Source organism: Actinomadura sp. 9N215, assembly GCF_044326345.1.
GTDB lineage: Bacteria > Actinomycetota > Actinomycetes > Streptosporangiales > Streptosporangiaceae > Spirillospora.
The window spans coordinates 474,759-491,278 of sequence record NZ_JBIRBA010000003.1; the positions used below are offsets into that span (position 1 = coordinate 474,759).

Annotated in this window: 19 protein-coding genes; 12 read left to right on the top strand and 7 right to left on the bottom strand. The window is 63.9% G+C overall.

The window, feature by feature from the left end:
- Nucleotides 1–504 precede the first annotated feature (504 nt).
- Complete coding sequence (locus ACH34T_RS07625) at nt 505–693, bottom strand: hypothetical protein (protein ID WP_395991268.1); 189 nt, start codon at nt 691–693, stop codon at nt 505–507.
- Between the two features lie 154 nt (nt 694–847).
- Between ACH34T_RS07625 and ACH34T_RS07630 the strand changes: the two genes are divergently transcribed.
- A complete protein-coding gene (locus tag ACH34T_RS07630; RefSeq protein WP_395991269.1) occupies nt 848–2,002 on the top strand; it encodes a tetratricopeptide repeat protein in 1,155 nt (384 codons plus the stop codon).
- Nucleotides 2,003–2,054: 52 nt separating this feature from the next.
- A complete protein-coding gene (gene folP, locus ACH34T_RS07635) occupies nt 2,055–2,957 on the top strand; it encodes a dihydropteroate synthase (RefSeq protein WP_395991270.1) in 903 nt (300 codons plus the stop codon).
- Here folP and ACH34T_RS07640 read toward each other — a convergent pair.
- Entirely contained in the window at nt 2,954–3,610 is a 657-nt protein-coding gene (locus tag ACH34T_RS07640; protein ID WP_395991271.1) for a dihydrofolate reductase family protein, read from the bottom strand. The genes folP and ACH34T_RS07640 overlap by 4 nt on opposite strands.
- Nucleotides 3,611–3,707: 97 nt before the next feature.
- Here ACH34T_RS07640 and ACH34T_RS07645 point away from each other — a divergent pair, with 97 nt between their 5' ends.
- Both ACH34T_RS07645 and ACH34T_RS07650 read left to right on the top strand, forming a co-directional pair.
- Nucleotides 3,708–4,457 (top strand): glycosyltransferase family 2 protein, encoded by a 750-nt coding sequence (locus ACH34T_RS07645; protein WP_395991272.1) that lies wholly within the window; start codon nt 3,708–3,710, stop codon nt 4,455–4,457.
- 1,369 nt (nt 4,458–5,826) lie between these two features.
- On the top strand, nt 5,827–8,415 hold the full coding sequence (locus ACH34T_RS07650) for a class I SAM-dependent DNA methyltransferase (protein ID WP_395991273.1): 2,589 nt from the start codon (nt 5,827–5,829) through the stop codon (nt 8,413–8,415).
- A 291-nt stretch (nt 8,416–8,706) separates the two neighbouring features.
- Here the strand turns inward: ACH34T_RS07650 and ACH34T_RS07655 are convergent, their stop codons facing one another.
- From ACH34T_RS07655 to ACH34T_RS07675, 5 genes are all read right to left on the bottom strand, one after another.
- The gene (locus tag ACH34T_RS07655) at nt 8,707–9,087 is read right to left on the bottom strand and encodes a DNA-directed RNA polymerase subunit alpha C-terminal domain-containing protein (protein WP_395991274.1); all 381 of its coding nucleotides are present in this window, start codon (nt 9,085–9,087) and stop codon (nt 8,707–8,709) included.
- Nucleotides 9,088–9,270: 183 nt separating this feature from the next.
- Nucleotides 9,271–9,663 (bottom strand): hypothetical protein, encoded by a 393-nt coding sequence (locus ACH34T_RS07660; protein WP_395991275.1) that lies wholly within the window; start codon nt 9,661–9,663, stop codon nt 9,271–9,273.
- A gap of 202 nt (nt 9,664–9,865) precedes the next feature.
- The gene (locus ACH34T_RS07665; protein ID WP_395991276.1) at nt 9,866–10,006 is read right to left on the bottom strand and encodes a hypothetical protein; all 141 of its coding nucleotides are present in this window, start codon (nt 10,004–10,006) and stop codon (nt 9,866–9,868) included.
- A gap of 86 nt (nt 10,007–10,092) precedes the next feature.
- Entirely contained in the window at nt 10,093–10,359 is a 267-nt protein-coding gene (locus ACH34T_RS07670) for a hypothetical protein (RefSeq protein ID WP_395991277.1), read from the bottom strand.
- A 96-nt stretch (nt 10,360–10,455) separates the two neighbouring features.
- Nucleotides 10,456–11,208 (bottom strand): GntR family transcriptional regulator, encoded by a 753-nt coding sequence (locus ACH34T_RS07675; RefSeq protein WP_395991278.1) that lies wholly within the window; start codon nt 11,206–11,208, stop codon nt 10,456–10,458.
- Between the two features lie 90 nt (nt 11,209–11,298).
- Here ACH34T_RS07675 and ACH34T_RS07680 point away from each other — a divergent pair, with 90 nt between their 5' ends.
- The 8 genes from ACH34T_RS07680 to ACH34T_RS07715 all read left to right on the top strand — a co-directional run bounded on the left by ACH34T_RS07680 (nt 11,299) and on the right by ACH34T_RS07715 (nt 16,512).
- Nucleotides 11,299–11,688 carry a hypothetical protein gene (locus ACH34T_RS07680; protein ID WP_395991279.1) on the top strand — a complete coding sequence of 130 codons (390 nt, stop codon included), beginning with the start codon at nt 11,299–11,301 and terminating at the stop codon, nt 11,686–11,688.
- A 14-nt stretch (nt 11,689–11,702) separates the two neighbouring features.
- Nucleotides 11,703–13,046, top strand: coding sequence for an FtsK/SpoIIIE domain-containing protein (locus tag ACH34T_RS07685; RefSeq protein WP_395991280.1), 1,344 nt, complete (start codon nt 11,703–11,705; stop codon nt 13,044–13,046).
- A 97-nt stretch (nt 13,047–13,143) separates the two neighbouring features.
- Entirely contained in the window at nt 13,144–13,449 is a 306-nt protein-coding gene (locus ACH34T_RS07690) for a hypothetical protein (protein WP_395991281.1), read from the top strand.
- A complete protein-coding gene (locus ACH34T_RS07695) occupies nt 13,446–14,255 on the top strand; it encodes a DUF2637 domain-containing protein (RefSeq protein WP_395991282.1) in 810 nt (269 codons plus the stop codon). Before ACH34T_RS07690 ends, ACH34T_RS07695 begins: the two co-directional genes overlap by 4 nt.
- A gap of 24 nt (nt 14,256–14,279) precedes the next feature.
- Nucleotides 14,280–14,702, top strand: coding sequence for a hypothetical protein (locus ACH34T_RS07700; protein WP_395991283.1), 423 nt, complete (start codon nt 14,280–14,282; stop codon nt 14,700–14,702).
- The gene (locus tag ACH34T_RS07705) at nt 14,702–14,851 is read left to right on the top strand and encodes a hypothetical protein (RefSeq protein WP_395991284.1); all 150 of its coding nucleotides are present in this window, start codon (nt 14,702–14,704) and stop codon (nt 14,849–14,851) included. The genes ACH34T_RS07700 and ACH34T_RS07705 overlap by 1 nt, the downstream gene beginning before the upstream one ends.
- A gap of 19 nt (nt 14,852–14,870) precedes the next feature.
- Complete coding sequence (locus ACH34T_RS07710; RefSeq protein WP_395991285.1) at nt 14,871–15,026, top strand: hypothetical protein; 156 nt, start codon at nt 14,871–14,873, stop codon at nt 15,024–15,026.
- Nucleotides 15,027–15,168: 142 nt separating this feature from the next.
- Nucleotides 15,169–16,512 (top strand): replication initiator, encoded by a 1,344-nt coding sequence (locus tag ACH34T_RS07715; RefSeq protein WP_395991286.1) that lies wholly within the window; start codon nt 15,169–15,171, stop codon nt 16,510–16,512.
- Nucleotides 16,513–16,520 lie beyond the last annotated feature (8 nt).

The window sequence follows — 16,520 nt, forward strand, 5'->3', positions numbered from 1 at the left end:
TGACCACGGACCAGACGGCCAGTGCTTCGATCACCGTCCCCGCCCGCACGTCGCCTCCGGACAGCCTGGTGATCAGCAAGCCCGACACGAACATCAGTCCGTCGACGACAACACGGCGCCCAAGGCCCATGAGCTGCGCACTCTTCGGCGTCCGATCGACCTCGCGGCCGCCCGCACGCAAACCAAAAGGCCCCTTCCAAGATCGGAAGAGGCCTTTGACCTGCTGCGCACCCGAAGGGATTCGAACCCCTAACCTTCTGATCCGTAGCCAATGGCAGACTCGACGTAGGCGGCAACGGAGCAGGTCAGAGAGTGTGTCACTGGTTGCGTGGGGGTGCGGTTGTGAGCGTCTGTTGCGGTACTTCCTTGCTGTACTGCTGTGCTACCGACCGGGACTCTTCACCCTCGCGTCTCCCCTGGTGGCGCGCTGCTCGGCCTGGATGACGGCGGCTCGTCGGTTTGCCACCCAGCCTGCTCGGGGCCAGCAAAGTGCACGGGGGGGGATCACCAAGGGTCTTGAGGATCCGACGGGGTCACCCCCAGAGCCCGGAGCAAGTCCGCGGCGGCCTGGCGCGCCTTGACGGGGTCGGCGTCGGGGACGGTGAACTCATCCTTGATGCCCTCGTCGGCAAGGTGTGTCATCACGACCCACACAACACTGTCAGGGCTGTACTTCGGGCCGCTGGCGTCCATGTAGCTCCATCCTCTCTCTCCTGCGAATCTATGCCAGCCGGGTCACACCGTCATTGCCGGGGGGAGGGGTTATCCGACCTTGGCCGGATCACTGCGCCGCTTGGCTCTAGACTGCGTGGCTGGGTTGAAATCCACTTGAAGAACAGGAGATCTCATGAGTGATGGCGTTCCGCCTCAACGGCAAAGCCCAGAACGTGACGAGCTGGCGGAACGCATGGCAGCGGCGTCAGGTATGGAAAAGGTGACCATACTTGTCGACCACTTGGCACCCGGAACCTCACAGCCTTCCTCGGCCTGGGTGGGTGAACTGGTCTCTCTTATCGAGGATTTCGGACTGTCCATACCAGAGATACGGCGTGCGACCACAGACCTCGCCTGGATAGCGCGGATAAATGCTCAACCTTACCTAGGGGATGATGACTGGACGCGGGTCCTTCGTGCCTCCAACACCCGTACCGCGCGGCTCTGTCTCGTCTACATCCAAGGTCAGAGGTTGCGTTTTGACTACAGGTTCGAGGAGCTGCGCCGTAGGTGCCTCGACTGGCTGACCGAGTTCGAGGATGACGCCCTGGTGCGAAGCCTTGCGGCGTTCGCTGCCCTCGGTTCGCGTTCTTCGAATGGGCTCAACATGTTCCGGCGTGCGGTCGACGCACCGGACGCGGACGGCAAGAGCAATCAAGTCTGCCTAACGGCCATCTGGTTCGCGGATCATTTGCCAGAGCAGCCGCAAATGATGCTGCGCCTTGCGGACGAGATGATGGCACGCGGCCAAGAAGATGAGGTCGTATACTACCGCCGAGCGACGGCCTATCGGAAACTACGCCAGTTCGACGAGGCGCTTTTCGAGATTGATCGCGCTATAGACGGTTTGGGCGTCGGCGACGTTCTACGCCACGAGCAGTTCACTCAGGAGCGGCGCGCCATCGTCCTTGCGCAAGACCTGCAAAGACAAATTGAACAGAGCGCCGAAAGCGTCGCGGACGCCATCACCCGCCGAGTGGACGAAAGAGTAGCGGCAGCCTCGACAGAACTAGAGAACCGACTGAATGAGGCTTCATTAAGGCTTGCTCAGCGCGTTGATGTGGCACAAGAGATGGTCTCCTCCGGCCTGCTCAAGATGGTAGAAATACTCGGTCTATTCGTAGCCCTTGTTGGGTTTGTCGTGGGATCCGGTTCCGTGGTGGTCAAGGCGCACGACTTCGGAGAGCGGGCGCTCGCCATGAGCCTGGTACTCGGCGGATCCGTGATCTTCTTCGTCCTCCTCCGCCTGGTGACAAGTGTGGGTCGGCGCGCGCGGGCGAACGGCTAGCAGGCCCGTCAGCTTGCTATGCTTGGCGTCTGATTCGACCTAGGTGGTTCCGGTGACCGAAAGTAACGCGATCTACTATCCCGAGATCCTCAGCCCGCAGCGGGTGATCGGGCGGCGTACGTTCGACTTCTCACGCCAAGTGGCCGTAATGGCGATAATCAACCGTACGCCCGATTCTTTCCATGATCGCGGTCGCACTTTTGCGCTGGACCAGGCACTAATCGCCGTCGAAAACGCACTCGTCAACGAGGCCGATTGGCTAGATATCGGCGGTGTTCCCTTCGCGCCTGGCCCTCCCGTAAGCGTGGAAGAAGAGATCGACCGCGTGGTACCCGTTATCGAGGGAGCCCGGTCCCGCACTGACGCGGTGATCTCCGTCGAAACCTACCGCCCTGAGGTAGCTCGCGCCGCCTTTGCCGCAGGCGCTGACGTGCTGAACAATACAAGCGGACTCCATGACCCTGCCCTCGCCGATGTGGTCGCAGAGACGGGCGCCGGCCTCATCATCACGCATAGCCTCGCCGACCCTCGGACCCCCTATCCTCGTCCGCATTATGACGACGTGGTCGTTGAAGTGGCCGAGTTCCTTCGTCAACGGGTCGACCTGGCAGAGAAACGCGGGGTGCCAGCGGACCGGATCATCATCGATCCCGGGCATGACCTGAACAAGAACACCCGTCACTCACTCGAACTGACTCGCCGTCTCCCGGAGATCGCCCAGATTGGCTATCCGCTGCTAGTAGCGGTATCCAATAAGGATTTCATCGGCGAGACCCTGAAGCGAGAACAAGAGGAACGTATCGAGGGCACGATCGCCACCCTCGTTGTGTCCATCCTGAGCGGTGCGCGCATTGTGCGGGTCCACGAGATCGATGAAGCAAGGCAAGCGGTGAACATGGTCGAGAGTATTCTCGGCTGGAGGCCTCCCGCCTATATGCGCCACAACGTCATCTAAGCTTTCGCCTTGCGATAGCGCAGATATAGATAGTTGCCGTCCTGGACCGTATGGCGAAGCTCCATGTTCTGCATGTCGATTACCGGCCCGTCCAAGATGCGGGCGGCGTCGCCAGCGGTGATGATCGGGCTCAACGTCAGACACAGCTCATGCAACCAACCTGCCGCGGCGACCTCAGCAAGGACTGTCGGGCCACCCTCGCAGAGCTGGCGCACGTAACCGCGGTCCGCCAGTTGCTGCAAGGCCACGCCCATGTCTGCGGCCCCAGTCCCGCAGATCATGACCTCGGCGCGCCGCTCCACCTCACGGAGGCGCTCGGCTGGGGCCGTGTCACAGGTGATGACGATAGGCGGCGTGGGCGCGTCGGCGAAAAGCGGTCCATCGAAGTCGAGTCGAAGACTCCGGGACACAATCGCCAACTTCGGCGCGGCGGGCGGGTACGTCCCGTACTCCCGGACGGTTGTGGCTCCCATGATCACAACGTCGGCCAAGGTCCGGAGGTGCTGCATGAGAGCCCAATCACCCTCGTAGCCGAGCGCGCTCGTGTCGCCCCTGTACTGGATACCGCCATCAAGCGTCTCGATCATGTTCGCCCGTAGCCACGGCGTCGTCTCCGGATAGGCGTACTCCTCAAGCATCGCGCTGACGTCCATCCAAGCACTGTAGGAGAAACCGCCTCGTCCCTCCGCCTCGGGCTGTGTGACGATCAGTGCCGAACGTCGTGAGCTGATCCTCATGAGAGGGAGTGACATGCCGCTGATCTCCATCATCACCGCCGTACGCACGCCAATAGGTGACTACCTGCGGCAAGCCGCAGCCAGCGTTGCCGCTCAACGCCTCCCGCCCGGCTGGGAGCTTGAATGGCTCGTCCAAGAGGACGGGGAGACACCAACGGCCCGCGCCCTATGTCCCGGCGCGCTCTACGAGGCGAACGGCGCCCAGCTCGGTACCGGAACGACTCGGAACTTCGCACTGACCCGGGCACGCGGCGAACTGGTAGCGGTGCTCGACTATGACGACGTCCTTCTTCCCGATGGCCTCGCGACGCTCATCCCCGCCTTCGACGAACATCCCGGCATCGGCTGGACGATCGGTCAGGCAGACGACCTGATCAACGGGCATCGCGTTGCTTACCCCCTGGCCTACCCGTGCGGATTGGTGCCAGCGGGAACGATCGGTCGTCTGTACGAAGAGACGGGCCTATGCCAAGCAGCCTGCGCCGGCCTCGTCGCTCCCACCGAACTGGTTCGCGCGTTCGGCGGCTGGGGCGCTCTACCTCGTGCCCAGGACGTGGCTCTCTTCATCGCGCTCAGCGAGGTATTCGACGGTTACCAAGAACCGTCCGTGACCTGGCTCTACCGAAAGCACCCTGATCAAAGCACCCACCCGACGAAGCTCGACACTTGGGGCGAGTATCAAGACCGCTTCATCCGACAACGCCTAAACGCCGTACGCACCGGCAACCTGCTACGTCCCGCTGCCGACTGCACTCTCACCTGATCAGAGCCTCGTCGGCGAACTAACGAGTCCCGCGAGACCTTCTCATTACGAGCAAGATAAGACATGTCCAGGCATGTCCCCACACGCCTCCTGACCAGCGCGGCAACCTCCCGCCCGTCCACACCCGTCCCGGAGGGTGCGCCCGCGCGAACGGCGAGACGGTGTGACAGAGAGTTTCGCGCGGGCGTGCCCTCCGGCCCGCGGGGGGCTGGGGGCTGCGAAGCCCCCGCTTCGGGCACGTCCAACCCTGCAACGCGCCGACCGTCCGCTTTTCAGAAGTAACAACCACCCTGCCGCCACCCCGTCGACCGAGGTCAGACGGTGCCCGACGTGCGCCCTGGTGCCGGTTGATTGCCGTCGTTGCCGTCAAGGTTGCCGTCATGCGCACCTGCACGTATGCCGCGGAGATGCGCAAAAGTAGCCTAACCGCGGGATGATCAGTACATGCAGCGTCCTCCCGAAGTTTGCCGCTGCGGCGGCCATGAGCTGCGCACTGTCGCCGAGATCGGCGATTGGATCCACGGCGTTCCCGGGTCACCGACTGTACGGGAGTGGGCGGCCAGGCCAGCCATCTGGGCCAAGGGACGCTGTGAGATGCCGCGCGAGGAGTTACGGTCTCGTATTGAAGCGGCTGGGGAAATCACGTGCACGTACGCCCTGGAGGCATGGGCGTTGGCGAACGCTACACCCCACTTGATCAACGGGGTCCACCGCTGGGTGGTTGCCGACGAACTTCAGATAGCAAAGGTCCCTGTACGGATGATCTACGACTGGGAAGAGTCCGCTTCCGCTTGGGCCCTCTGAGGACACGACAACCTCAGCGAACCGCCGAACGCCCCATCCGGGAGGACCTCTGATCCGTAGCATCAGCGATATCCGAACGCGGTCCTCACAGATCCCTGCCTTCGACACCCTCCCGGACGTCCACGCTCGTCCAAGGTCATCTGACCTCGTTGTTAGCACCACCACTAGCACCGACGCCCGTCCCGGAGGGTGCGCCCGCGCGAACGGTGAGACGGTGTGACAGACAGATTCGCGCGGGCGTACTCTCCGGCCCGCGGGGGGCTGGGGGCCGCGAGGCCCCCGCTTCGTGCTCGCTGACTGGTCCCGGGCGGCCATCTGTACAGGACCGTTGACCTCGTCAGGACTGTCGTCGGTTCGTCCTTGCTTAGCTCGGTCCCCCGCTACATCACAGGCGAGGCCCATGCTGTCACGCGTGCGACTGCCCGCGTGATCGATCGACGAGATACCCGGGTCGGTCGGCGGAGGACTTGGCTTGGCGGCTAGGATCAGGGTCCGCCATCGTCGGTACGGCCATGCGCGCGTGTCGTTGCGAGACAAACAATCTCTGCGCTGGGAGGGTGGACCAATGGCTGCCGGGTTGACTCTTGTATGTCCAGTTCGAGGTCGCCTGAAGGCGAAGGCTCGCAGCGCGGATGGTCTTACCCCCTCCGAAGAACGCCTGCGGGTGGAATTGATTCGCCATCTAATTGAACGCGGGTATGACAAAGCTAACATTCGTGTCGAAGCGGTAATCAAGCGGTTTGGCAATTCTGGGCGCAATAGTTTTCGAGTCGATGTTGCAGTATTGGATGTTCCAGTCTCGACTCTACCGCGCGACGACGTGGATGAACTGCTCAGGCATGCCGTCATCCTAGGCGAAGTAAAACGCGACAATTCTAAGGCAGCCTCAGCTAAAGCCTATCAAGTTAAGCCGATGCTTGACTTTGCTGGGCGCGATGACTGTGTTGCAGTATATTGGGACGACGTTGAGCGGCGAGTCTATTGGCAAACACATGAGCGTGGCCGCAAAGTTTCCCACGAAGGCCCTCTTAGCGATCTTCCAGCGCCGGGACATGCTCCTGGAGCGGTCCCCCTAACCTTTGCCACGATCAGCGCAGACAAGCCTCTACTGACGATATTTCGTCGCATTGAAAACATACTTCATTCGGCGTCAATTGGCCAAAGCAAGCGTTTCAATATTTTGCTACAACTCTTGCTCGCCAAACTTCATGATGAACATCTACATTCGACGTCTCCCGACACGCCTTTGATTCTGCAGGACTTTCAATCTCTCGGCACTAGCGCTACTACCGCAGCGCAGTCTAGCAACAAATTGCTAAAGCAGGCAGTGCAGTATTATAAGGCTTTCCTCCCGGAGCCCGTGGCGGACAAGTTCCCGATACCGGGCGATCTGCTCCTCGAAGTGATGCAAATCCTAGCGCCAATTAAGATCGTTTCGATGAAGCAGAGTGTCATTCAAGATTTCTATATGTACTTTGCTCGACATATCTACAAATGGGACCTTGCGCAGTATTTTACACCAACCACGGTTACCGACTTCATTGTAGAGGTCTTGAACCCACGCTTCGGCGAGCATATTCGTGACCCTGCTTGTGGCAGCGCAGACTTCTTGACGGCAGCGTTTAGGCGAGGCCAGGCTTGGCCAGACTATGCAAGCAGTGTTTGGGGGAGTGACGTAAGTGGCGAGGCCGTCCAAGTTGCCGTACTGAATATGATCTTGAACGGTGACGGAAAGACCAATATTCACAAGGAGGATTCTCTTCAGAAGATCGTCGCCAATCAAGAATCATGCGATATCGTCATCTGCAACCCCCCGTTCGGTACAAGTATCACTGAACGCCGTACTGAGGTACTCAACAACTTTGACCTAGGCCACGAATGGCTCCTGGACGAACAAGGACAGTGGCAAGTCACAGACAAGCTTCTTGGTAAGCAGGAAGTGGGCATTCTCTTCGCCGAGACCTGTACTCGCTTGGTGCACCCCGGGGGCAGATTTGCCCTCATCGTGCCGAACGGGTACTTGGGCAATCGTTCTCAGCGATATCTCGTTCTACGCGAGTGGTTGCTGCGCCACTGCCGGCCCGCGGTCGTGGTCGGTCTTCCTCGCTTCGCCTTCAAGTCTTCCGGCGCAAGTGTCGCTGCCAGCATCATCTTCTGCGAGAAGCGAGAAGAGCCTCTTGCGAATGCGAGCGAGGCGGATGACTACGAACTCTGTGTGGAAATTGTGGACCGCGTCGGCTGGAAGCTCGGCGACAAACGAGGGGAAACGCTCTATCGCAGAGACCCTAGCGACGGCACCTATCTATACGATGAGGCCGACGAACTAATCCTAGATAGCGATTTCGCGGATACATTGTCGCGCATTCGCGCCAGTGATGCTGCAGAGTACTTCCCCTGGCTAACTCGGGAACTCCCGCCAGAGGCTGTTGGAAAGAAGCCGGGCTGGACAGTTCAAAGCACCGAAGTTGCGCATGACGAGTTCTGTACCTTGGACCCGAAGCGTCATTCGCGTAAGCTTCGAGAAGTGCAGAATGCTATTGTTTCGAACCCATACTTCCGGCTCGGTGATGTCGTTGATTTTATGGTGGAAGGATCTTCCGTCGATGGGGAGCGTCGGACGCTAGTTGCTGACAAGCTCTATCGATATGTAGAGATCAACGATGTGAGTATCGGCACTTATCGTTGGCAGAGTCTTCGCGGTTGGGAAGTGCCTTCAAGGGGCAAACACCATGCGGAACCAGACGACATTTATATCGGTTCCATCTGGAGTTGCGTCCGAAAGTGGTTTCTCGCAGCCAGAGACTGCGACGACATGGTTGTAACTAACGGCTTCTTGCGACTCCGCCTCAAACCTGATCACAACGATTTGTTGCTCGACATAGTGGCGGGGCTCTGTTCCGAAGCTTTTGGAACCCAGATGCGGTCCTTTGCTCGTGGTTCTGATGGGCTGGCTGAGATCAGCTCCCTCGATGCGGCTGAAGTGGTGCTTCCTTACGTTAAGGACCCGGTTGTTCGTGAGGAGCTCAAACCCTTTGTCGATCAGTTGCGGTCTGGATATACCAGTGTCGAGGCAAAGGTGACAGCCTTGCTGGATGAGGGACGTCTTCCGATCCCCAGGCCGCCGGATCGCCCACATCACACATCCGTTGTCTAGTCGCTTCACGCACAGCAGGAACCTCGTGGAGTAGGAGACGTTAAACGCCTGCTCAGGTCTGAACTCGTGGTGGATCTGCGCTGGGGCAGGCTGGCGCGCCGGGTCGGCCCGAAGAGGCCGCACGCCCGGCGGGCGGCGGCCGCGAAGCGGGCGCCCTTGAAACCGTAGAGAAAGTTCTCATCCGAGCGATCGGGCGACTCGGGTCGTGGCCTTCTGGGTATGCGGCGACCCCCGTGCTTCCGTCCGGCATCCAGTGGGAGGGAACGCGAGAGGCGACCCTCTGTGCCGGCCTTAGGACCGGTGGGAGCGGATGAAGCCTTCGGCGTCCAAAGCTTTCCGGACGTCCCATACGCTGCTGTGTCCGATGTTGCGGACCTCCGAGAGCTCATCACGCTCAAACATGGAGATGAGCTGACCTATGTTCCGCACGTCGGGATCATAGGCTCTTAGAGCACTGATGATTCGTGCTGGCAGCCTCAGACAGGAGATCGGGCACGTCAGCAAGTGCTCTTCATGCGGCCGTAAGGGTGACGGCGCGTCGGGCAGTGTGGTCTGGGCGGCCCTGGTGAGCAAGCCGACGAGATCACCCACGGTGCGCACGCCGAGACAACTTGTTGGACAGTCCACGGTCACGCCTGGGTGGTGGGGGTGGTGTTCGGTCTCGTTCATCATTGGGGCTTCGGCCTTGTTCTCAAGTTGACGATCTCTTCACGTAGCCGCCGGAGGTCAGGCGCTGACACGAGGTACGCGCCGCTGGTCAGGGGGACCATGGCCCAGAACTCTCGGGTTTGTTCGCCGTACCAGGCGCTTACCCCCGGAAACTCAACCGTGAATCCCCGGGCGGCCTGCTGTCTGTCACCGCTGGCGCTCACGTTCGGGCACCGTCGTCAGGTTGGCCTTGTTCAGCCGTCGCCAAGTGAGGTCCTCGACTTCGCGCACGGCTTCGGCCAGTTCAGCGCAACGGATGGGAGCCGATTCCCCTCGGACGAGGTAGACCCACCTTCCGAAGTGAGTAGCCGTCAGTTCCACAGTCGGCGGCGCGTACATGGTCGGGCCAATCAGCAGCTTCGCCGGGGACACGTTGAAGCGGCGCCGTGTGTGCCAGCCGCGGGCGGCAAGAGCAACCGCTAGGCGGTCAAGGTGCCACATTGCTAGGCGGTCGTGGCGGTCGCGGATGAAGACCCATCGGACGAACCTTCGGGCGCGGCGGCTCCATAGCCTCAGTGCGAAGGTCGACGTGTCGATCACTGCTGTCCCCTGCTTCCTCAAGTCATCAGGACGGCAAGCCATGACTGTCTTCCATTCCTTCGGGTCGCACTCCTGGACATAGCGCGCGGCAAAAGGGGGGTGCGACGTGTGGAAGGGGCGGCACCGGGCCTCGGGGTTAACCCGGTACCGCCCCGCCCGCGACCCCAACCGCCGCGTTTCCACCGAGGGGCCGCGGGAGTCCTTACCGTGCTCGTCGCACGGACATGATCCTCTCGCCAAGCGCTTGAGGGGTCTCGGCCTGGACGAGGAACCGGTTGTCGATCATCGCCCAGTAAAGTTCGGTGTAGGTGCCATACCAGGCGAGCGCTTCGAACCGGCTCATGACTTCTTTTGCGGCGCGAGTTCGGGCTTGCATGTCGTCGCTGGCCTCGTGAACGCTGCGCCTGCTTCGCGCGTACCTCGGGGCGCTCACCGGGTGCACCTTCCGTCGCGAGCGTCGGTGCTCACCTTGGCGGCCTTGGCCTCGACCTCTCCCGCCCCAGCGAGCATCTCGCGCAGCCGTTCCGCGGACTCAGCACGGATCCAGGTGAAACACCCGCTGGTCGGATGCCGGTAGGGCCGCCGATGCGCCTCCCACGCCAGGTCGAAGAGTTCTTCGTACCGGCACGCCCATTCGGGAAAGTCGACGCGCAGCTTGGCCAGTTGCGCAGCGGTATCTGTCGGAGTCGAACTCATGGGCCTCCACCCTCCAAGAGCGAGGTGAAGTCCTCTCCGGGGCGGGCTAGCAACGCTCCAAACCGTGTCGCGTCTGCCCGCCCTCGGAGATGACTCTTACCTGGTAAGGGATAGGGTTTGGTGATTCCGGAGCACGAAACGATCACCGCGCATGATGATCTCGGCCGTCTCAACGGGGAGTGTCCCGGCGACGTGCGTTCGCTGGATGTGGAAGACAGGTACCCCAGCGTTGATCTTGAGCCTGTGCGTCTCCTCCGGGGTGGGCATCCGAGTACGGATGTCCTCTTGGACCTCGGTGACGTCGTACCCGATGGACGAGAACCGAGTGATCACATCGGGTTGCCCGCGCTCCCCGCTTGCGGGCGTCTCGATCTCGGTCCCGCCCGTGATCGCCAACGGTTCCCATTGGGTACTGATCATGACCGTCTCCCCGTCGTAGTTCCACGTGTAGACGGCTTCGCTCACCCGGTCACCCGGTTCGATCGAGAGGCGCTCGGCAATGCCGGGGTCTACCTGCACCTGTCGGCGCTCGGCCTGGACGTCAAACGCGTAGTTGCCTTCCTCTTCCTCGATCAGGTTGGCGGGGCGTCCCTGCCCGTACCGTCCGCCGGTCGACCGCAGTAGTTCCCGCGTGGTCTGGACGAAGACGCCTTTGCCCTGCTGGGAGTAGACCAGACCCTCTTTCTCAAGCTGCGCTATTGCCGCCTTGGCCGTCGTCGTGGAGATGTCGAACTCCTCGCGGAGCTCGCGCTGGCTCGGCAACAGGTCGCCGGGCTCGTACTCGTTGCGCTTGATCCGGTCTCGGAGGACATCCGCAACTCGGGCGTACGCCGGTTGTGTGATCGCCATCACAGCTCCTTCCTTCATACTCATAGTAGACCATGGGTACTTAGTGGGTTAACGTACTAAGTGCATCAACCAGTCAGTGGAGAGGATCCGATGCGCAACATTCCGGTAGATACGTCAGGGTTGACGTTCGTGTGTGTCTCCGCGCCGCGTCCGAAGGTGGTCAACCAGGACACGGGCGAGGTGAAGGTGGACCGCAACGGCGAAACCGTGTTCACGGTGGGTCTGTCCGCCGCCGACGCAACGGGGCGAGTGGAACTGCTCAACGTGTCGGTGCCCGGTGACCAGTCGGTGACCATCGGCGAGATCGTCACGCCGGTGGGGCTGGTGGCGTTCTCGTGGGAGGCCGTTCTGGGTGGTGAGAAGCGGTTCGGCGTGGCCTTCCGCGCTGAGCGGGTCGCCCCGGTCTCCTCGACCGGTCCCACCTCACCCTCGTCCTCGCCCTCGTCGGCGTCGGGGTCCGCTGCGGCGGACGTGGCCTGAACGGCGACCCGATCATGACTGACATGGTCCTGGTGCTCGGAGCCCTGGCCGCCGTCACGGCGGTCGGGCTCTGGGCCTGGCGCCGGTGGCACCCGGTCTCGTTCTGGTACGGCGTCGGCTTCCCGGCCCGTGCGATGCTGGTGTACCTGACCTGGCATCACGTCGCCTCCGGGTGCCGCCTGACCCGCAACCGGCGGCGGTTCCGGCTCACCCTCGACGCCGTCCCCGTGGTGGGCCCGGCAAGCCGCAACGCCGCGACCGTGGTCGAGCAGAAACGGCGGATGCGGCGGATCGACGTCGAGCGCGCTCCTCGACTGGGTCTGCTGCGGCCGACCCGGCTGGGCTGGCGGATGCGGCTACGGCTGCATGACGGCCAAGTCCCGGCCGACTACGAGAAAGCGGCCGAGGGGATCGCGCACGCCTGGCGGGTGCACTCGGTGCGCGTGGTCGACGTCCGACCCGGGTTCGTCACGCTGTGGGCCACCATGCGTGACCCGCTCGTGGAGGTGATCACCGAACCGGAGACCGGTGAACTGCTGACTGTCCGTCCCGGCAAGCTGGAGAACGGGCACGACTGGGTGATCGACTTCCGCACCGTGCCGCACTGGATCAACGCCGGGGCGACCCAGTCCGGCAAGTCCAACCTCGCCAATGCCCTGATCAAGGGGCTGGCTCCGCAACCGGTCGCGCTCGTCGGGTTCGACCTCAAGGGCGGCGTGGAGTTCACCCCCTACGCGCCTCGCCTGTCGGCGCTGGCCACCACCCGCAAGGAGTCGGTGGACCTGCTGGCCGATCTGGTCGGAGAGGTCGAGAACCGCATGGCGCTGTGCCGCACACACGGTGCCCGCAACGTCTGGACGCTGCCCGAGTCGCTGCGGCCGGTGCCGGTCGTGGTGCTGGTGGACGAAGTCGCCGAACTGTTCCTGATGGCCGACAAATCCGAGAAAGACCAAGTCGCGCGGACCGCTACCGCGCTGCTGCGGCTCGCGCAGCTCGGCCGGGCGTTCGCGGTCTACCTGGTGGTCTGCGGACAACGCATCGGCTCGGACCTGGGGCCCGGGGTGACTGCGCTGCGGGCGCAGTTGTCGGGGCGGGTGTGCCACCGGGTCAACGACCCCGAGACGGCGAACATGACGCTCGGGGACCTGGACCCGGCCGCCGAAGACGCGGCCCGCGCGATCCCGGCCGAGACTCCGGGGGTGTGCGTGGTCGCCGGTCAAGACGGCTCCTGGCACCGGGCCCGGTCGGTCTACGTCCCCGAATCCGCCGCCGAGCAAGCCGCCCGGGATCACGCCCACCTGACCCCCGACTGGGACGCCCTGATCGGCTCGGTCCCGACCGCGCGCCCGGCCGCATAACCGGGGTCTTCTCCTTCCTCTCCTTCGGCTCGGCGCGAGCCCTGATCACGCCACGTCCCTACCCGACCATGCCCGAAACCGACTCTGGAGGCTCCCGATGACCGTCCGCGTCCTCGCCCTTCGTCCCCGTCCTCGTCCTCGGTTCGTCGCCGTCTCGTCCGGCTCGTCCTCGCCGTCGTCCGCGGTCTCGTCCCGGCCGTCCCCGGTCTCGTCCTGGGACGTGTGGCCGGTCGGTGTCGAGTGGGACGAGTTCGGTTCACTGCACGTCGCCCGGTGCCAGCGCTGCGCCGACTCGTTCGCCTCGTCCCGCGCGGCCGAGGTGGACGACTGGGCCGAGGTGCACCGGTGTGACGTCGAACTGGCCGCGCTGCTGGCGCTCGTCACCGACCGGCGGGCGGCATGAGTCGCCGCGTCTTCGGAGCGGTGGCCGACTCCGGGCCGGTCGTGGTGCTGGCCGCGATCGCGGCGGCGGGGTCGTTCACCCACATCCGCGACACCGCCACCGAACACGGTCAACACGGCTGGATGGCCTGGGCCATCGCGGTGTGCATCGACCTGACCTGCGTGATGGCGGCGGGGGAGCGCCAGCGTGACAAGCGCACCGGACGCCAGACGGGGCGAATGTCCTGGCCGACCCTCGTCCTGGTCGGCGGCATCCTGCTCTCGCTGGCCGCCAACCTCGCACAAGCCGACCCATCGGTGTGGGGCTGGATCACCGCCGGGACACCCGCGGGCGCGTTCCTGGTCGCCGTCTCCATGCTCGAACGTCGAAAAGCCGGCACCCCGACGGCGGCGCGGCCCTCGCCAGTCCCGGACCTGCGCCCGTCCTCGTCTGCGGACCCGTCGGACCCGTCCTCGTCGCCGTGGGTGGTGTGGGAGGACGACCGTCCCACTGTCGCCGCTGCCGTCCAGGCCACACAGGACGGCACCAACCAGGACCAGGGCAACGACGAGCGGGACGGACAGACCTCCGTCCCCGTCGAGCAGACACCGGCCGCGCCCTCCCCTTCCTCGGGGTCGTCCTCGTCGGCAGCGCCGGGGCCACTGGTCGACTTCGCGCGCCGGGTCGCCACCGAACACCAGACCCAGCACGGACGGCCGATCACCCGTGACGCGCTCCGCGCCCGGCTGGGGGTGTCCAACCAACTCGCCTCCGACCTGCTCCGCCAAATCCGCACCGACCAAACCCGCAGTCAATCAGCGGCCTGAATCAGGCCAGATCAGGAGATCACCGTGTCTGAACCTGAACACAACCTCACCCCGAACGCCGACGATCAGTCACACCGTGACCGGACCATCCAGGGCCTTCGTGACCTGGTGGCGTTCCTGGAGTCCAACCCGGCGGTGCCCGTGCGCCCGTACAGCTGGACCCTGAGCGTCCCGTCCGGCGTGAGCACCGACAGCACAACTGACCTTCGCCAGCGCGCGGAAATCGACCGAATCGCCGATGCGCTCGGCGTGCCCGTCTCCGACGAGACCACCGACGGCGGCCACTACATCACACGTAAGCACTTCGGCCCGGTCACCTACGAAGCGGTTCACGTCCCGGCCCACCGCATGGCGCGGCACTACGCCGTACGCAGCTACGAGAACAACGTGATGGCCGTCCTTGACGCCGACCAGGACGGCGACGAGACCACAGGACGGGCGGCCTGATGACCACCGACCAGCACCCGCACCCGCCGCGCATACCCGTCCGGCTCGTCGGACTCCTCGTGGGCTGGGTGTGCGGCACCTGCGGCGGGGGCGGCGTCGCCTCCGACGGCTCGACCTGCCCCGACTGCAACGGCCACGGCCACACCTGACAGAGAAGGGAACCCGGTCATGTTCCTGCGCCGCTGCGCCTTCATCGCCTTCTGGCTCGTGCTGGGCCTGTTCGTGATCCGTCAGCCCGAAAACGCCGCGCACGCCACCCGTGCCCTCGTCGGCGGCCTGGCCCTCCTCGCCGACGCGTTGTCGCGGTTCGTCTCCGCGCTCTGAGTTCGCCCCCGGCGCGGCGACACGCCGCCAAGCAATGAACGCCGCGCCGGGGCCATCCCCACTTGCCACACAACCCGGATAGGGAGACCCGTCCATCGTGCCTCACCCTGCTCCGCTCGTCACCGACGTCGCAGCGCGTGACATGGCCGCGCGATTCAACCGCCGCGACTTCGCTCGGTGGGCGGCGCGTGCCCGTGCCACCGGCGGCTGTGCCCAACCGATCTACTTGCGCGGAAGCGTCGAGTATCGAGACTCGCTGACCGGAGCCCTTCTACACCGTTACTCGACGGCGCAGGAACCCAACGGTTCGTTGCGCATGGCGTGCAAAACGCGGCGGGCGTCCCGGTGCCCAGCGTGCGCCGAGATCTACCGCGCCGACACCTACCAGCTCGTGCGGGCGGGCCTGGTCGGCGGCAAGGGTGTCCCGGCGTCGGTCACCTCGCACCCGGCCGCTTTCGTCACGCTGACGGCACCCTCGTTCGGTGTTGTGCACTCCCGGCGTACCGGCGCTGGTGGTGTCGTGACCGCGTGCCATCCTCGCCGGAACGGTGGAACGTGTGGGCATGGTCGCCCGGTCTCGTGCAGCGTCCGGCACTCCGCAGATGACCCCCGCCTCGGCCAACCCATTTGCCCCGACTGCTTCGACTACGCCGGGGCGGTGCTGTGGAACTCGCAAGCCCCTGAACTGTGGCGCCGGTTCACCATGGCGTTCCGCCGCTACGTGGCACGGTCGGCAGGATTGCGAGTCTCGGACCTGCGCGACGTCCTCACCGTCTCGTTCGCAAAGGTGGCCGAGTATCAGCGGCGCGGCCTGGTCCACTTCCACGCGGTCATCCGCCTCGACGGACCAGGCGGCCCGAACGCCGCCCCGCCGTCCTGGGCCACTCTCGACCTACTCAAGGCGGCCGTAGATCACGCGGCAGCCGCCGTCTCTGTGTCGACCCCGGCGGCGGGTGACGTCCCGACCAGAACTCACGTGTGGGGCGCACAGATCGATGTACGCGCGATTTCGAGCACAGGGGAACTCACCGATCAGGCGGTGGCGGGTTACGTCGCTAAGTACGCCACCAAAGCGGCCGAATGCGTCGGCACCCTCGATCGCCGCATACGCCCCACCGACAACCCGGCCGACCTGCCCGTGAGCGAGCACGCACGGCGGCTGATCGTGGAATGCCTCCGGCTGAGCACCTTCGAGGAATTCGCCGGACTCCGGCTCGCCGAGTGGGCACACATGCTCGGCTTCCGCGGCCACTTCTCCACCAAATCCCGCCGCTATTCAGTCACCCTCGGCGAGCTGCGCACAGAAAGGATCACGCATAACGAGAAAGAACACCAGATCACTACCGGTCGGCTGCCTTTCGAGGATGACGAAGTCCTCGTCATCGCCGATTGGCGTTACGTCGGTCAGGGCCTCACACCTGGTGAAGCGCTGCTAACCGCTGCGCTGACCGGCAAGCGGATGCCGCCGCTACATGCGTCGCCGTGATACCCGGG

Excerpts from the sequence above, each read along its gene's own strand:
- ACH34T_RS07625 (WP_395991268.1), bottom strand. The coding sequence starts at position 693 with ATGGACGCCAGCGGCCCGAAGTACAGCCCTGACAGTGTTGTGTGGGTC.
- ACH34T_RS07630 (WP_395991269.1), top strand. The coding sequence starts at position 848 with ATGAGTGATGGCGTTCCGCCTCAACGGCAAAGCCCAGAACGTGACGAG.
- ACH34T_RS07640 (WP_395991271.1), bottom strand. The coding sequence starts at position 3,610 with ATGGACGTCAGCGCGATGCTTGAGGAGTACGCCTATCCGGAGACGACG.
- ACH34T_RS07645 (WP_395991272.1), top strand. The coding sequence starts at position 3,708 with ATGCCGCTGATCTCCATCATCACCGCCGTACGCACGCCAATAGGTGAC.
- ACH34T_RS07650 (WP_395991273.1), top strand. The coding sequence starts at position 5,827 with ATGGCTGCCGGGTTGACTCTTGTATGTCCAGTTCGAGGTCGCCTGAAG.
- ACH34T_RS07655 (WP_395991274.1), bottom strand. The coding sequence starts at position 9,087 with ATGATGAACGAGACCGAACACCACCCCCACCACCCAGGCGTGACCGTG.
- ACH34T_RS07665 (WP_395991276.1), bottom strand. The coding sequence starts at position 10,006 with ATGAGCCGGTTCGAAGCGCTCGCCTGGTATGGCACCTACACCGAACTT.
- ACH34T_RS07670 (WP_395991277.1), bottom strand. The coding sequence starts at position 10,359 with ATGAGTTCGACTCCGACAGATACCGCTGCGCAACTGGCCAAGCTGCGC.
- ACH34T_RS07675 (WP_395991278.1), bottom strand. The coding sequence starts at position 11,208 with ATGGCGATCACACAACCGGCGTACGCCCGAGTTGCGGATGTCCTCCGA.
- ACH34T_RS07680 (WP_395991279.1), top strand. The coding sequence starts at position 11,299 with ATGCGCAACATTCCGGTAGATACGTCAGGGTTGACGTTCGTGTGTGTC.
- ACH34T_RS07685 (WP_395991280.1), top strand. The coding sequence starts at position 11,703 with ATGACTGACATGGTCCTGGTGCTCGGAGCCCTGGCCGCCGTCACGGCG.
- ACH34T_RS07690 (WP_395991281.1), top strand. The coding sequence starts at position 13,144 with ATGACCGTCCGCGTCCTCGCCCTTCGTCCCCGTCCTCGTCCTCGGTTC.
- ACH34T_RS07695 (WP_395991282.1), top strand. The coding sequence starts at position 13,446 with ATGAGTCGCCGCGTCTTCGGAGCGGTGGCCGACTCCGGGCCGGTCGTG.
- ACH34T_RS07705 (WP_395991284.1), top strand. The coding sequence starts at position 14,702 with ATGACCACCGACCAGCACCCGCACCCGCCGCGCATACCCGTCCGGCTC.
- ACH34T_RS07710 (WP_395991285.1), top strand. The coding sequence starts at position 14,871 with ATGTTCCTGCGCCGCTGCGCCTTCATCGCCTTCTGGCTCGTGCTGGGC.
- ACH34T_RS07715 (WP_395991286.1), top strand. The coding sequence starts at position 15,169 with ATGGCCGCGCGATTCAACCGCCGCGACTTCGCTCGGTGGGCGGCGCGT.